The organism is Halomonas sp. R57-5 (assembly GCF_900070345.1).
GTDB classification, from domain to species: Bacteria; Pseudomonadota; Gammaproteobacteria; order Pseudomonadales; family Halomonadaceae; genus Vreelandella; species Vreelandella ventosae_B.
On the sequence record NZ_LN813019.1, the window covers coordinates 4,625,728 to 4,640,014 of the forward strand.

Below are 14,287 nucleotides of genomic sequence, written 5' to 3' on the forward strand. Positions count from 1 at the left end.
GCTACATACCTAGCTATATATCTAACTACGTGCGTCTTGGTCTCGGAAACAGCAACGCGGGAGTAAGCTCCCGCGTCACCGCTTTCCTTGGCAGAAAGAGGATGTTACTGCTTTTTCTGATCGTCGTTGACTTCTTCGTACTCGGCGTCAACCACGTCTTCTTCCGGCTTGGAAGTGCTTTCAGCACCTTCGCCGCCCTCTTGCTGCGCTGCTTCTGCCTGCTCGGCGTACATCTTCTGGGCGAGCTGGCCAGAGGCTTCGGTCAACGCATCCAGTTTCTTCTGGATGTTATCAACGTCGTCGCCTTTAACCGCTTCTTCCAGTTCGCTGATGGCCGTCTCAATCGCCTGCTTCTCGTCGTCAGTGGCCTTGTCACCGGCCTCTTCCAACGTCTTGCGCGTGGCGTGAATCATGCCATCGGCTTGGTTACGCAGCTGCACCAGTGCTTCGAACTTCTTATCTTCTTCAGCGTGCGCTTCCGCGTCGCGCACCATCTGCTCAACTTCTTCTTCCGACAAGCCGCTAGAGGCCTTGATAACGATGGACTGCTCTTTGCCGGTGGCCTTGTCTTTCGCCGAAACGTTCAGAATACCGTTGGCATCCAGATCGAAGGCAACTTCAATCTGCGGTACGCCGCGCGGTGCGGGCGGAATGTCGGCGAGGTCAAAGCGACCCAGCGACTTATTCTGCGCGACTTGCTTTCGCTCGCCCTGCACGGCGTGGATGGTAACCGCCGTCTGGTTGTCATCCGCCGTTGAGAAGGTTTGTGTCTTCTTGGTCGGGATGGTGGTGTTCTTCTCGATCAGCGGCGTCATGATGCCACCCAGGGTTTCGATGCCCAGGGTAAGCGGGGTCACGTCGAGCAGCAGAACGTCTTTAACGTCGCCACCCAGTACGCCGCCCTGAATCGCTGCACCCACGGCAACCGCTTCGTCCGGGTTAACGTCTTTGCGGGCTTCTTTACCGAAGAAGTCAGCGGCTTTCTTCTGCACCATCGGCATACGTGTCTGGCCACCGACCAGGATCACTTCGTCGATTTCAGACGCGGACAGGCCTGCGTCTTTCAGCGCCATTTTGCAAGGCTCGAGCGAACGCTGAACCAGCTCTTCTACCAGCGACTCCAGCTTGGCACGGGTCACCTTAACGTTAAGGTGTTTCGGGCCAGTGTTGTCGGCGGTGATGTAGGGCAGATTCACGTCGGTCTGTTGAGCGCTGGAGAGCTCAATTTTGGCTTTCTCAGCGGCTTCTTTCAGACGCTGCATGGCCAAGTTGTCACCGGAAAGATCGATGCCGCTGTCAGACTTGAACTGGTCAACTAGGTAGTTGATCAGCGCCAGGTCAAAGTCTTCGCCGCCCAGGAAGGTGTCGCCGTTAGTGGCCAACACTTCAAACTGGGTTTCGCCATCAACATCAGCAATTTCGATGATCGAAATATCGAAGGTACCGCCACCCAGGTCATAAACCGCGATGGTTTTGTCGCCGCGCGATTTGTCCATACCGTAGGCCAGTGCGGCAGCGGTCGGCTCGTTGATGATGCGCTTAACGTCTAGACCTGCAATGCGGCCGGCGTCTTTAGTCGCCTGACGCTGACTGTCGTTAAAGTAGGCCGGTACGGTGATAACTGCTTCGGTCACCGCTTCGCCCAGGTAGTCTTCGGCGGTTTTCTTCATTTTCTTCAGCACTTCCGCGCTTACCTGCGGCGGTGCCATTTTTTTGCCTTTTACTTCAACCCAAGCGTCACCGTTGTCGGCTTCGGTGATTTTGTACGGCACCATTTTGATGTCTTTTTGGACAACGTCGTCTTTAAAACGACGGCCAATCAGACGCTTGATGGCGTACAGGGTATTTTCTGGGTTAGTCACGGCTTGGCGTTTAGCTGCCTGACCAACCAGCGTTTCACCATCATCGGTATAGGCGATGATAGAAGGTGTTGTGCGACCACCTTCAGCATTTTCAATGACTTTAGCGCTGTCACCATCGAGCACGGCCACACAAGAGTTAGTGGTGCCCAGGTCGATACCAATTATACGTCCCATAGCAATACCTCGAATTCGGTTGTTACAAAACTGGAAATTTATTTTTTAAAGCTTGTCTGCGGGTTTCCCCGCGGGGTTGCCCTTTATTTGGGGGCCGCCGCTGACATTTCAAGGGCTTTTTTTCACACTCTTATTTAAGACTCTGTGTCGCCAGTGGCTTAATCGGCTTTTTTACTCACTACGACCATGGCCGGGCGCACTAGGCGTCCATTGAGCAAATAGCCTTTCTGCATAACGTCCATCACGGTATTCGGATCAAGATCCGGGTTAGGCACCATGGTCATGGCTTCATGCACCTGCGGGTCGAAGGGCTCGCCATGGGGTTCAATGCTTTCAACGCCGAATTTGTTAAGCACATCCAACTGCATCTTCAAGGTCATGGAGACGCCTTCACGGTGAACCTCTGAGGCCCCCTCTTCCATGGTCTCAAGGGCTTTTTCCAGACTATCCACCACCGGCAGCAGCTCTTTAACAAACTTCTCTAGGGCAAACTTGCGCGCTTTCTCGGCTTCCTGCTCAGCGCGGCGACGCACATTTTGTGCTTCCGCGGCGGCGCGCAGGGCTTGATCCTTGGCATCGGCCAAGCTCTGCTCTAACTCGCCCACCTGGGCGGCCAGCATTTCCGCTTCAGGATTGTCGGAACTGCCTTCTAGGGGCTCTTCGTCATTGATCAATCCTTCCAGCTCGCCCTCCATCAAACGCTCTTCAGCGACTTTCTCAGCCGCTTGCTCGGCGCCATCGGCTTCTTGCTCGTGGCGGGCCAGCTCATCGTCCATTGGTGTTTGCGGTTCTTTCGCCATGTTGTGCTCCTAAAAAGTAGGGCGCAGCCACGCGGGCGGCGCGCAGAGAAGTAAGCCTTTAAATCACTCGCTTTAACTAACTATGCACGCTATATGGGGGCCATAAATTCCATCTCAAGAGGTGCATTGAAGTGAGTTATTAACTACTGTATAAATCAACAACTATTGGATAAGTATCCAGCTTCTGCGCTGAACCGCCTCAGGAGGCGCCATGCTTACTCAGCTAGCCATTCAAGATTTCGCCATTGTCGATCACTTAGAGCTCGACTTAACCGGCGGCATGACCGCGATTACCGGGGAAACCGGGGCAGGCAAATCGATTCTGTTAGGCGCCCTTGGGCTGTGCCTGGGCGAACGCGCCGACGCCGGTAGCGTGCGCCACGGCCGCGAGCGTACCGACCTCTCCGCACGTTTTGACATTCAGCACCTACCCGCCGCCGTCGAGTGGCTGACCGCCCGGGAACTTCCAGTAGAAGAGTGTTTGCTGCGCCGTGTGGTCACCGCCAACGGCCGTTCCAAAGCATGGATTAACGGCCAACCCGCGACGATTTCCGATCTCAAATCTCTCGGCGAGCAGCTGATTCAAATTCATGGCCAGCATGCTCATCACGCTTTAATGCGCGAAGAGACCCACCTGGCCTTGCTGGACGATTACGCTGGCCTAAACGATGCCACCGCTCAATTAGCCATCACCTTCCGCGAATGGCGCAATGCGCGCCGCCAGTTGAAAAAGCTCAGTGAAGAAGGCAGCGAAGTAGAGGCCAAACGCCAACTGCTGCGCTATCAGGTAGAGGAGTTGGATCAGCTCGCTTTAGCGGAGGGGGAATTAACCACGCTTGAGGAAGAACAGCACACCCTAGCTCACGCGGAGGAGACCCTGCGCGAAACCCAGTTTGCCGCCGACTGCTGCGCCAGCGATGAGGGGGGTGCGCTGTCTTTACTCAACCAGGCGTTCGCTCATTTAAGCGCACTGCCGGGAAGTGACAAAGGCACCCTGGCCAATACGCTTGCCATGCTGAGCGATGCGCGTATTCAAGTGGAAGAGGCCTCCAGCGAGCTCAACCGCCTAGCCAGCACCACCGAATTAGACCCCGACCGGCTGGCCTGGGTAGAAGAGCGCATGACCGACGTCCACCGAATTGCCCGCAAGCACCACGTTGCCCCTGAAGAGCTATGCGCCCTGCATGCCGACCTACAGCGAGAAGTCGCTCAGCTCGAAGAGGGTGGCAATGACCTGGAGGCACTCAGTGCACGGGTAGTCGAGCTACGCGAAGAGTACCGCTTAGAGGCGAAGAAACTCACCAAGAACCGTCAAAAAGCCGCGCTTCGTTTAGGCAAAGAGGTGCAGCAGCAACTGGGCTTTTTAGCCATGGGTAAAGCGCGCTTTGAAGTGGAAGTCACCGCCAAAGACGCGCCCTCCCCTGAAGGCCTCGACCGGGTGCAGTTTTTAATTAGCGCCAACCCCGGCCAGCCCGCACGCCCATTGACCAAGGTCGCTTCCGGCGGCGAATTGTCGCGGATTAGTCTCGCCATTCAAGTCGTCGCGGCGACACACTCAACGGTGCCCAGCCTGGTATTTGACGAAGTGGATGTGGGTATCTCGGGCGCCACCGCAGAGATCGTTGGCCAACTGCTGCGCAAACTGGGCGAAAACGGCCAGGTCATGACCGTGACTCACTTACCGCAAGTGGCAGCCCAGGCCCACCAGCATCTGCATATCGAGAAACAGGCGAAACGCGACACCACCTTGACGCAAATGGCACTGCTCGACGAACAGGGCCGCATCAGCGAACTGGCGCGCATGCTGGGCGGTGTGACGCTTTCTGACCAAACACTCGCCCACGCGCGGGAAATGCTCCACGCGAGCCAGCGTCCGCCCCACTGACGCGCTGAACTAATGCGCCGAATTAACACGCTGAATAGCTGGATAAACACAAGCGCCCCTGATCCACTGGACGAATTCACTTAGCAAATTCGGCCCAGTAGATTAGGGGCGCTCACATTTCGAACAGCGACTAGCGTTTTCGACTAGCGGCGACCTAGAACGTTATTTCTTGTTCGTCGGCCCGCTGTCCTGGCGCGTTACGTCGGAACCGCGCGGACGCACATATAGCACCAGGGCATGATCGACTAGTTCGTAGCCGTGCTCTTCAGCAATTTCTTGCTGACGTCGCTCGATGATCTCATCAACAAATTCAATGATCTCACCGCTTTCAAGGCACACCATATGGTCATGGTGGTCCTCTTGGGTCATCTCGAATACCGCATGTCCTCCGTCGAAATTATGACGAATTACCAAGCCCGCTGACTCAAACTGAGTCAATACGCGGTATACGGTTGCCAAGCCAACATCTTCGCCCGCATCGATCAGTGTTTTGTACACTTCTTCCGCGCTAAGGTGGTGCTGACCCGAAACATTTTCGAGAATTTGAAGTATCTTGACGCGCGGCAGGGTCACTTTTAGACCGGCTTTGCGCAATTCATGGTTCTGATCGGCCATGGTCGCTCTTCGCAGTAACAGGTTAGGTCGGGTATGATCAACCGAAACCACGATAGTGAAGAATAGGCCCAAATGCAAAAATTGACTCGAATCATCACACTCTCCGTCGCCCTTACCGTTGTTAGCGGCTGCAGCTACGTCGGTGTTTACAAGCGCGACATCCCCCAAGGAAACCTGGTGACACAAGAGATGGTCAGCCAGCTTCAGCCGGGAATGACCCAAGAGCAGGTTACTTATGTCATGGGCAGGCCGCTACTGGAAGCGCCCTTTGACGCCAGCCAGTGGGATTACGTGTTTCGTTTAGACAAAGCGTATGGCGATGTGGAGCAGCGTCGCGTCACCCTTACCTTTGACCCTCAAGGGCGCTTAATGAATATTGAGGAAGAGGGTGATTTATCCAAACCGCTGCCGCTTGAAGGCGAGAGCAGCATGGGCCCTGCAACGGAAGGAGTTGATCCCATGGATGCACTCCCGGCCGAGAGCACCCGTACACAGCCACCCACGGACACACAGCCCGTTCAGCAGCCTTAATGCTACCGCACCGGGTCGCTCGCTTGGCGTTTAGCGCGCTCTAAGCGAGCGGCTTTGGGGKCAATGGCTAATGGCCGGTAAACCTCGACCCGATCCCCGTCGCGTAACGGCTGGGTATCGGGGTTGCGTAGCGCCTTACCGAAGATCCCCAGCGGTGCCTCGGCAAACGTATCGCCGGGCACCTCGGGAAACAGCGTTGGCAAATCAGCCAAGGCAACGGCTTGGCGCGCAGTCGTGCCCTCAGGCACCCTCAGAGCCACTATGCGCTGTTTAGATGGAAGCGCAAAGGCTACCTCAATGGCTAGCGTTTCAGCGCCCATACAGCTCGTTTGCGCGCTTGGTGAAGGCATCGACCAACTGCCCGGCTATTTGCTGAAAGAGTTTCCCAAACGCCATGCCGAGCAAACGATTGGCGAACTCAAACTCCATTTCCAAGCTCACTTTACAGGCGCCCTCCCCCATGGGGATAAACAGCCAGCGACCTTTAAGTCGCTTGAAAGGACCTTTGACCAGCGACAGCTCTATACGCTCAGGCGCGAAGAGGTCGTTGCGCGTGGTGATGGTTTGTTCGACACCGGCGCGCCCAAGGGTCATTTCGCCGATCAGATGCACATCATCATGTTCGAGCAAACGCGCCTGTCGGCAGCCTGGCAAAAACTCCGGGTAGCGTTCGAAGTCGTTAACCAAATCGAACATTTTCTGGGGGGTGTGCCGCACTAAGGCGGAACGATTGACGGTTGGCATTGACCTCTCCGCTGACTTCACAGTGCCCAAAGCGTATCATGGGAAACATTTTTCAGACCCTAAATGGTATCACGCCTCCCCTAATAACGAAGGGGATGCCACTGACAGATTAATTATGAGGTTCCATGGCCACTAAGAAAGGKAACAGTAAAGGTCCCGGTAGCAGCGTCATTGCCCAAAACAAGAAGGCCCGATTTGAATATCATATCGACGAAACCTTCGAGGCAGGCCTATCACTCGCTGGCTGGGAAGTTAAAAGCATGCGGGCCGGTAAAGCTCAGCTCACCGATACCTACATTTTGGTGCGCAACGGCGAGGCGTTTCTGTTGGGCAGTCATGTTATGCCGCTTAACACGGCAAGCACCCACGAGATTGCCGACCCGACGCGCACCCGTAAACTGCTGCTGCATCGTAAAGAGATCGCCAAGATCTTTTCGGTCACCCAGGACAAAGGCCACACCTGCGTGCCCCTTAAACTTTATTGGAAACGCAATAAAGTGAAGTGTGAGCTAGCGCTCGTGACCGGTAAACAGCTGCATGACAAGCGCGCCACAGAAAAAGACCGCGACTGGAATCGTCAAAAAGGTCGAATCATGCGGGAACATACCAAGGCATAACTGGTCAATCAGCTGTGAGCACGTTAGAATGTTCACCTGTATTAAGGGGGCGACATGGTTTCGACGCCGGTGACAACCCTTGAGGTGCATGCCGAGAGCGTGATGTATCTCGTAAATCCCACATCACGAAAAAATAGTCGCAAATGACGAAAACTACGCTCAAGGCGCGCTAGCAGCTTAAACACTGTTAGCTTCTTGTCTGGCCCCAAGGTGATGTGCCTATTCATCACTGCGGGGATATGAGCTAAAGCTGATAGGACCGCGGTTGGTGGTGTCTTCTCGCCAACCGTTAAACTTTAGAAGGCTCGCGTTGCTGAATCCTGACCGTCGGAGTCAGTCGCGCTAAACTAAATGACGGAATCTAAGCATGTAGAGCCAATAGGAGCGTGCTGGCGGACGCGGGTTCAATTCCCGCCGCCTCCACCACCTTACTATACAAATCAAGCACCTACGGGTGCTTTTTTTGTGTCTATGGGCTGAAAAGGGCCTGTTTAGGCATAGCGTGGTCAGCTTTTTGGTCAACATTTTTCAGTTATATTTTTAGCCAGAGCGGATTCAGTGGGTTCGTCGCCCTACTCCTTCTGCCGGTTTATTGGCCATTGCGCTTAAGGCCCATATCGTTTTCGGCAGAGTTTGCGGCACTATGATTATGATTGTTTTTCGACGGCAGATATCGGCCAGGGGCGGCCTTTTAGGAGCCACTGATATAGCGCTTTAACGCCCGGCTTTGGGGCGGCGGAAAGGCCCTCCCAGTCCCGAAGGGGCGACAACAGCCGATTGTTAGGCTTCGCCACCGAATTCCGGAAACTTAGCCAGATACTGCTGAAGCCCATAATTGCCTTTCAAAATATTGGACTCCTGAAAAAGCTGTTCTAGGTTCAAGATGTCGATTGGATCTTGCCTTGTGTGGGACCAAGCGGCAAATCCGTATATAACAATCGCTGATCGTGGTTCGATGGGACCCGCTTCGAAGTAGGAAACCTGAGTCATGCGCTCCCTATTGAAGAGCTTTAGATAAAACTCATAGCGCCAATGCTCTTCATGCTCCTGAGAGAGGCGTTTATATAAGGCCGTCTTAAGTGATCTTCGCAGTGACTTGTATGACTCGATGTGCCTTGCTGATGTTAACCAGTTCAATCGATCGGGTGCAGGCTGTCCATCCTCGCCTGCGTTCAACATGAGGGAACGAAATGCCCTTTCCAGCGCTAAGACAGACTCTTTAAAAATTTCTGCGTCGTGAGCATTTCGCCAAGGAACATAGATGGCCAGAATTGAAACCATCGCTGAGCCAAAAGCTATAGCTGCTGCAATAACGGCAATTTTATTTGTTATATCCATGACTCCCTCAAGAGTCCTAACACCGCCAACACGCGCAGCTCTATAGTGTAGGCGAAGCCGCAACGGAATAGCTGTCGCTGTACTTTGCCTTGTTAAACGCCATGGCTATAGTTACTAATGCCAGCTTGATTTAATAATTTTCTTCGAGGCTCACCAACGCTTTTGGATAATTGTCTTATATAAACACTTAATTCGTTTACCTGGATATCGTCATTGTACCCAGGCCAAAAGAAAGGCACATCTTGGTTGCTTAGACTTTCTATGAAGGTTATGTGCGTCATTGCCAAGAAGATGCGTGAAAAATTTGCAGGGTTATTAAAGTCATTTCTGAGCAAATGAACTATGATATGCCTATTTAAACCAACAACCCCCTCATTGCTGTTTTTGTATAGGACATTAGAAAAGAATAACCTAAATGCATTTATTACATCAGACTGAGGACATATGTGAGTTAGAAAATCAACTTCCACAGCGGTATTATATGATTTACCAGGATACCAAATATATTCTCGAGTTCTTCGCCGCCCCCAATCAAGGCATAGCTCTTTTAAACCCTTTTCAAATTCTTTAGAGCTGACATTTTGAGCGCTCATTCCCAGCACCGAATTTTGAATTTTTCTTAATCCGGCTTCAAATACTGGAACAAGCGACATTATTGCCAAATGATCCATTCCCATGTAATACGCTTCGATAGCTTCAAAAATTATTGTTTTATATTCTTTGAAGCTATTGCTCACGCTAAAGTAACGTTGGAAATAGGTTAATGCCACCTCTATAGAGAAATTACTGTGTAGCCATTCATCAGAGTCGCTTAGTGGGATGCTAGATTTGTTTATCTCATGGATTTCTTTGGAAATGGTCCCTTCACCAATATAAAGAGGGACAGGTATAGATAGGCCAAGCATTCTTTGTTGGAGCCCAGTGACTCGACCCCATTTTTTGTTGTAATAATCAATGGTTCTCTCAGTTACAAAGCAGGTTCCCTCATTGGTAGTTATCTCAAAGCCGGGCTTCCCTAGGTTCTTAGAGACGACTTGAACCGTGCAATTTTCATGCTTGAGAAATATGGAATGAATCAGATCTTCTGTGACTTTCGGTAAGCGACAAATCTTTTTCAAAGTTTTTTCATAAATCATGGTTGATTGTACTTACCGTTTAACGCCGCTGAGCACTCGCGGCTGCGGAATGGAGGCGAAGCCGCAATGCAGTAGCCGTCGCCGTGACTTGCATTGTTAAGCCTTGATTCGATCTAGCAAAGAGATAACATCTTGCTCCATTCTTTGTTCTGCACGGAGTTCGTAATCTCCGATTTTTTGTAACTTCCCATTGTGCATTAGATCAAAAACTATGTTTTCAATTTGACCGAACAATGCTAAAAAACTCTGGATTTCGCCAATATTGGTCCGACCAAATATCTCAGTTACATTTGACAAAGATGCAATTTCCTTATGAGCCATGAACTTGTTCCGTATCGGTCGGTAGATCTCTTCATAACGTCTTTGGTGTTTGGCTACTTCTCCTCTCAGACGCTGGAAATCTCGCTCCTTTGCTTCATAGACTTTCTCCATGTAGCCCTCTAACCACTCAGGCTCAACACCATTCTGGTCAGTCATCTTGCGCTCACGAATACGCTGAGAGGCGAACTGATCAATGTTTTCGATACAAAACCTGAGAAATGCGTGTACCGAGAATGCATCGCCATCGATATCGAAGAGCCTGCCAATCGTTATAAAAAATGTCGTCTGCAGGGAATGCGTAATTACGTTCCAAGTTGCCGCGTTTCGATTTAAACCGCTTCTTACCGCTCGATCATTTGATCCAATATTGTTCAAATGCTTCCATGCGTAAAACGCCCAGGTAGCCGTGGCAACCTCATCTCGATATAGCTTGAGCGCTTCCTCAACCTTATCCAAGAATCCCCCTCATGCTCCAAACTTCCAGTCGCCCCTTTCTGTGCATAGAGCCTGCCACGTCCATTTGTCTATCAGTTTTTTACCATACGGGCCATAGGTGCCCCATGCTACCGATATATCCTCATCCCAGCAGGCATCGCACAACAGCGCTTCGTAATGTATATCGCCCGAAACGATATCGTTTGCTATTTGTTCCAAAGAGGKGGGGTTACAGCAATAGCAACTTTTGCTACCCATAGAGTCTCGGACGTGTAACGGTCCAACGATCTGCCTGTATTTGGCAGGAGCTATGATTTTTAGCCTTTGTTGCGCAGCCTTCAATATCTTCTGCTTTTCCAGACGAGTTGCATTATCTATTAGGTTCAAAAGCTCCTTCTCAGTGTCATGGCAACCCTGATTGATCTTGGCCAAAAGCTTCTGAGACATGGATAGCCCCTAATCTGACGATCATACCTGCCTAACGCCGCCATAATTTGCCGCCTGGAGCGCAGCGTAAGGCGGTGGACTTCCCCCAATTGATGCCCTGCTACCCTTAATCCATTTTTCTGGCGGCTTGGGGTCTTTTTCAATATATTGCTCAAACAAATCTAACAGTTTATCTCTATCACCAAATTCTAGGCCACTCTTCTCCGAAACCGTCCGAGCAAGATCGTGTTTGTCACTGCGCCAATCGATAAAGCAGCATTCAGCACTACATGAAGCAACCAAAAAGTTAGGAATATGCTCAAATGCCAGCTTATCCACTACAAGTACGTTGCCAGATACACGAGACGACAATTTGTATGCCTTTGTCAAAGCCGTTCCCATTACGGGTATTGTAGTCATTAAACCAGCACCGAACCGCAGAGTTCCATTGTCAGAGAATCTGACCGAGTCGGGGTAGCAGCCATTAATGTCAGCCATGTCACCAACGGAGATAGCGGCTTTTGTGCAAAATCCTCTTATCGCCATATGGCGCATTATCGCAGTTGCGATTGCGATACACCTGCTAGAATCGGTTTCTTCACAGTTTGAAACAATAACAAATCCATCACCAAATTGGTGGGCAAAAATCCGATCAGCTTCATTAAAAGCAATATCACCTGGGTATGCGCGCTGACCAATTTTTATTACTGCGTCCATCAGCTCATGTAACGCCCATATCGCCTTGCTTTTCCCGGTCTCACCGCTCTCGTAAAGAGCAGAAAACCCTTCAATATCAATCGATATTCCCCAGCGTCTATCCACAAAGGTTATCCTTTTTCTCCATCAGCGTGACCACACATAACGCCGCCAACAGACGACCATTTGGAGTGGAGCCAAAGGCGGAACGGAAAATGGGTCGCTCTGCTTGGCCTGGTTATGCATTTGGTAGCCTACTGCCACTCGCATCAGCTTCCTCTAATAGGTCTTTAATCCTAATGATTTCGCTGACGATAGGCTCCATTTCGTGATCGCTATCTAGAAGACGAAAGATGCCAACGTCTGTGAAGAAAGCACGAAACAAGTGGCCTGGAACACCATCATCGATTGGCTTTGGACCAACATACTCGGGAATCACTACTCCCACGATGCCTTGAGATAGATAGCGATCAAGGCGCTCATCAAAGTGCTCTATGGCATTTCTGAGCTCACGCGAAAAAAGAGGGTTAGTCTCGTTGATATTGAATGACTCACGTAGATGTGCTCCACGCTCTTCGTGCCCTTTTCGAACTGGCCAGAAATAGCGAGATAATGCCGCACCATGAACAATAATATTCTGCAAGTCATTTAGAATATTGTGAGTAAGGACCCGGTCAAGCCCCTCTACCATCGCTGTTTCCGGCAGGTCTTCGAAAGCATGGGAAATACGAGCAATCGAGCGAAAAGCAGACTGGGCATTAAATAACATCCCATTGATATAGAACGCTTCATAAGGTGGCCAAATCCGGCCGTCCACCACTGCCATCAATTTCTCCCTACTGCATAACGCCGTTGTTCAGCGACAGCCTTGGCAGAGCGAAGCGGCGACAAGGCTGTCCGGTGGAGGGCCTTCAGGCCCGGAACGAACTGCAACTACTTGTTATGCGGCACGCCCTTCAGCCCGAGCCGAGTCCAGCGAAAGATTCTATACCAATTATTTGCTTACTCATTCGTTGAGTCACTATCCTGGGCGGCATTTGGTGTTGTAGATTCCGCTTCATGCTCTCTCAAAGTGACAGGAGAAACTTTCTCCCCGCCAGGAAAAAGCCGCTCTAGGACGATGATCATTTCATTAACTAATTCAATTGCATCTGGCTCCACCGAATTTAACTCCCGGTGAGCCACCCTTGGTATCCGGTGCAGCCGATGAAGTGGGTTGTGGCAGGTCACAAAGTTCGTGTCCCGTACCGCTGCCCAATTTCCATGAATGTAGCTCGAAGACCAATCATAGTACTTGTCATAGATATCCTTCGCACCACTGCCGATTGCAAGTTTTCGCAAATTGCTACTCGCCCAATGGCCGACGTCGATGTTTACAAATTCTTGCCATATATCCTCGTTAGCAATCGAGTGAAGCGTGGATTCATCGAGAAAATTCGGTAGGTCGCCATGAGTCTGCTGTATTTTCAAGAAAGCAAGCTTTGCTTGACCAGCTCCATAGACTCGATACGACTGCCACATTTCAGGCGAGTCGGTTTTTGCAAGATAGCGAAACGTTATGGAAACCTCAGCTAGGGACCGAAGCGCTAAAGCACCAACGATCCTCGTGTGGATGCGATGCATCCCAATCTCTTCTAAAATGCCAAGAGCGTAAAGCACTAGCCCGAAAGCTGAGTCCAGCCGGGAGTCAACGCGTTCCGCTCGAATATTTCGCCGAAAGTTTTCAATAACCCCATCGCGAGCAGCATAGAGAGTATCGGGGTCAATCTCGGTTTCTTTGAACGTGTAGCCTTCACCTTCCGAGGGATCTATACAAACTGTATCGCGAAGTACTTGTTCCCAGTATTGCTCAATCCATTCCGCCGTATGACTTCGACGGAGAGACATTTCCATAGAGCGGATTGATGGGCGCACTGATCTCATGTCGCCCTTGTCAGGAAATAACCGAAATTCCTCAAGCCGCTCTTCAAAAGAGGCTGGGAAGCGCATTCGACCCGAGATGATGGCAATGATGACCTTAAACCACCGAATGTCGGTAGATGCTTCGGACTGGTGATCGAGCACATTAGCAGTGACTCGGGCAAGCGTGTTCCAGTCATGTTCTGTTGGTTCCTCATCTAGGTATTTCTTCCATCTTTCAATTCCAGGAAGACTATTAATAAGGAGAATCGGCCGAAGGGCCGCATAACCTGATGGGTGAGCTAAAGGTATTTTGATGAAATCATGGAACTCCTCATCTGAAACTTCAGCCAACTTCGTTTGATCAACAATAATCGAGAAGTTAAGGCCTACCTCTGGATCAGGTGACTTCTCTTCGGCGATTTCGTCATCTTCTATCAGGAACCAGCTCCGGCAATGAATCGCAACCTTCCGTAGAATCTCTAAATAATGCCGCCGTTCGAGAACACCAGAAAGGAGGACGGCCCAAAGCATTTCTGGCATATGGTGGTCCGACCAAGAAGATGTCGCCATATTCGGGATCTGTGCCAGCGGAGGTACCAGCTTGCTTCCGTCGCGCTTGTGCTGATCGATCATGCTGATATTTAAGGAAGAAAAACGAGAATCCTTACGTCGGCCCCCTTTCCCTGACTTATTTCGCTTTTTCTTTGCGCGGTTACTCACATGCCCCCTCCTGCGTCTACGACTTTCTGTCCAGCCTCATGATGGCAGACAAAACTTCGACTTCAATCTTCGGCCTCAAAGTTCG

Annotated in this window: 15 protein-coding genes and 1 other RNA gene; 4 read left to right on the top strand and 12 right to left on the bottom strand. The window is 51.1% G+C overall.

Annotated features, from left to right (window positions below):
- Nucleotides 1-104: 104 nt before the first annotated feature.
- Nucleotides 105-2,036 carry a molecular chaperone DnaK gene (gene dnaK, locus HALO_RS21060; RefSeq protein ID WP_035582921.1) on the bottom strand — a complete coding sequence of 644 codons (1,932 nt, stop codon included), beginning with the start codon at nt 2,034-2,036 and terminating at the stop codon, nt 105-107.
- A gap of 158 nt (nt 2,037-2,194) precedes the next feature.
- Entirely contained in the window at nt 2,195-2,836 is a 642-nt protein-coding gene (gene grpE, locus HALO_RS21065) for a nucleotide exchange factor GrpE (protein WP_035582918.1), read from the bottom strand.
- A 211-nt stretch (nt 2,837-3,047) separates the two neighbouring features.
- Here grpE and recN point away from each other — a divergent pair, with 211 nt between their 5' ends.
- Nucleotides 3,048-4,721, top strand: coding sequence for a DNA repair protein RecN (gene recN / locus HALO_RS21070; protein WP_035582911.1), 1,674 nt, complete (start codon nt 3,048-3,050; stop codon nt 4,719-4,721).
- A 162-nt stretch (nt 4,722-4,883) separates the two neighbouring features.
- Here the strand turns inward: recN and fur are convergent, their stop codons facing one another.
- Nucleotides 4,884-5,336, bottom strand: a complete 453-nt coding sequence (gene fur / locus HALO_RS21075; RefSeq protein WP_007111850.1) for a ferric iron uptake transcriptional regulator — start codon at nt 5,334-5,336, stop codon at nt 4,884-4,886.
- Between the two features lie 72 nt (nt 5,337-5,408).
- On the opposite strand from fur, the gene bamE reads away from it, so the two are divergent.
- Entirely contained in the window at nt 5,409-5,867 is a 459-nt protein-coding gene (gene bamE / locus HALO_RS21080; RefSeq protein ID WP_035582906.1) for an outer membrane protein assembly factor BamE, read from the top strand.
- A 2-nt stretch (nt 5,868-5,869) separates the two neighbouring features.
- Here bamE and HALO_RS21085 read toward each other — a convergent pair whose 3' ends face one another.
- A complete protein-coding gene (locus HALO_RS21085) occupies nt 5,870-6,187 on the bottom strand; it encodes an RnfH family protein (RefSeq protein ID WP_050713984.1) in 318 nt (105 codons plus the stop codon).
- Nucleotides 6,177-6,611, bottom strand: a complete 435-nt coding sequence (locus HALO_RS21090) for a type II toxin-antitoxin system RatA family toxin (RefSeq protein WP_035582904.1) — start codon at nt 6,609-6,611, stop codon at nt 6,177-6,179. Before HALO_RS21090 ends, HALO_RS21085 begins: the two co-directional genes overlap by 11 nt.
- Before the next feature lie 125 nt (nt 6,612-6,736).
- Between HALO_RS21090 and smpB the strand changes: the two genes are divergently transcribed.
- Together smpB and ssrA are read left to right on the top strand one after the other, a co-directional pair.
- Nucleotides 6,737-7,228 carry an SsrA-binding protein SmpB gene (gene smpB, locus HALO_RS21095; RefSeq protein ID WP_007111854.1) on the top strand — a complete coding sequence of 164 codons (492 nt, stop codon included), beginning with the start codon at nt 6,737-6,739 and terminating at the stop codon, nt 7,226-7,228.
- A 45-nt stretch (nt 7,229-7,273) separates the two neighbouring features.
- Nucleotides 7,274-7,654: a transfer-messenger RNA gene (gene ssrA, locus HALO_RS21100) on the top strand.
- Nucleotides 7,655-8,008: 354 nt separating this feature from the next.
- Here the strand turns inward: ssrA and HALO_RS21105 are convergent.
- The 7 genes from HALO_RS21105 to HALO_RS21135 all read right to left on the bottom strand — a co-directional run bounded on the left by HALO_RS21105 (nt 8,009) and on the right by HALO_RS21135 (nt 14,202).
- The gene (locus tag HALO_RS21105) at nt 8,009-8,566 is read right to left on the bottom strand and encodes a hypothetical protein (protein ID WP_035582903.1); all 558 of its coding nucleotides are present in this window, start codon (nt 8,564-8,566) and stop codon (nt 8,009-8,011) included.
- Nucleotides 8,567-8,658: 92 nt separating this feature from the next.
- Entirely contained in the window at nt 8,659-9,702 is a 1,044-nt protein-coding gene (locus HALO_RS21110; protein WP_035582902.1) for a hypothetical protein, read from the bottom strand.
- A gap of 96 nt (nt 9,703-9,798) precedes the next feature.
- Complete coding sequence (locus HALO_RS21115) at nt 9,799-10,479, bottom strand: AbiU2 domain-containing protein (RefSeq protein WP_035582901.1); 681 nt, start codon at nt 10,477-10,479, stop codon at nt 9,799-9,801.
- A 9-nt stretch (nt 10,480-10,488) separates the two neighbouring features.
- Nucleotides 10,489-10,905 (bottom strand): hypothetical protein, encoded by a 417-nt coding sequence (locus HALO_RS21120; RefSeq protein ID WP_050713985.1) that lies wholly within the window; start codon nt 10,903-10,905, stop codon nt 10,489-10,491.
- Nucleotides 10,906-10,926: 21 nt separating this feature from the next.
- On the bottom strand, nt 10,927-11,706 hold the full coding sequence (locus tag HALO_RS21125) for a hypothetical protein (RefSeq protein ID WP_035582893.1): 780 nt from the start codon (nt 11,704-11,706) through the stop codon (nt 10,927-10,929).
- 112 nt (nt 11,707-11,818) lie between these two features.
- Nucleotides 11,819-12,406 carry a hypothetical protein gene (locus HALO_RS21130; RefSeq protein WP_035582891.1) on the bottom strand — a complete coding sequence of 196 codons (588 nt, stop codon included), beginning with the start codon at nt 12,404-12,406 and terminating at the stop codon, nt 11,819-11,821.
- A 176-nt stretch (nt 12,407-12,582) separates the two neighbouring features.
- Complete coding sequence (locus HALO_RS21135) at nt 12,583-14,202, bottom strand: DUF5677 domain-containing protein (RefSeq protein WP_152561148.1); 1,620 nt, start codon at nt 14,200-14,202, stop codon at nt 12,583-12,585.
- Nucleotides 14,203-14,287 lie beyond the last annotated feature (85 nt).

Coding starts and splice junctions, on each gene's coding strand:
- recN (WP_035582911.1), top strand. CDS start 3,048: ATGCTTACTCAGCTAGCCATTCAAGATTTCGCCATTGTCGATCACTTA.
- HALO_RS21130 (WP_035582891.1), bottom strand. CDS start 12,406: ATGGCAGTGGTGGACGGCCGGATTTGGCCACCTTATGAAGCGTTCTAT.
- fur (WP_007111850.1), bottom strand. CDS start 5,336: ATGGCCGATCAGAACCATGAATTGCGCAAAGCCGGTCTAAAAGTGACC.
- grpE (WP_035582918.1), bottom strand. CDS start 2,836: ATGGCGAAAGAACCGCAAACACCAATGGACGATGAGCTGGCCCGCCAC.
- HALO_RS21110 (WP_035582902.1), bottom strand. CDS start 9,702: ATGATTTATGAAAAAACTTTGAAAAAGATTTGTCGCTTACCGAAAGTC.
- bamE (WP_035582906.1), top strand. CDS start 5,409: ATGCAAAAATTGACTCGAATCATCACACTCTCCGTCGCCCTTACCGTT.
- HALO_RS21090 (WP_035582904.1), bottom strand. CDS start 6,611: ATGCCAACCGTCAATCGTTCCGCCTTAGTGCGGCACACCCCCCAGAAA.
- dnaK (WP_035582921.1), bottom strand. CDS start 2,036: ATGGGACGTATAATTGGTATCGACCTGGGCACCACTAACTCTTGTGTG.
- HALO_RS21105 (WP_035582903.1), bottom strand. CDS start 8,566: ATGGATATAACAAATAAAATTGCCGTTATTGCAGCAGCTATAGCTTTT.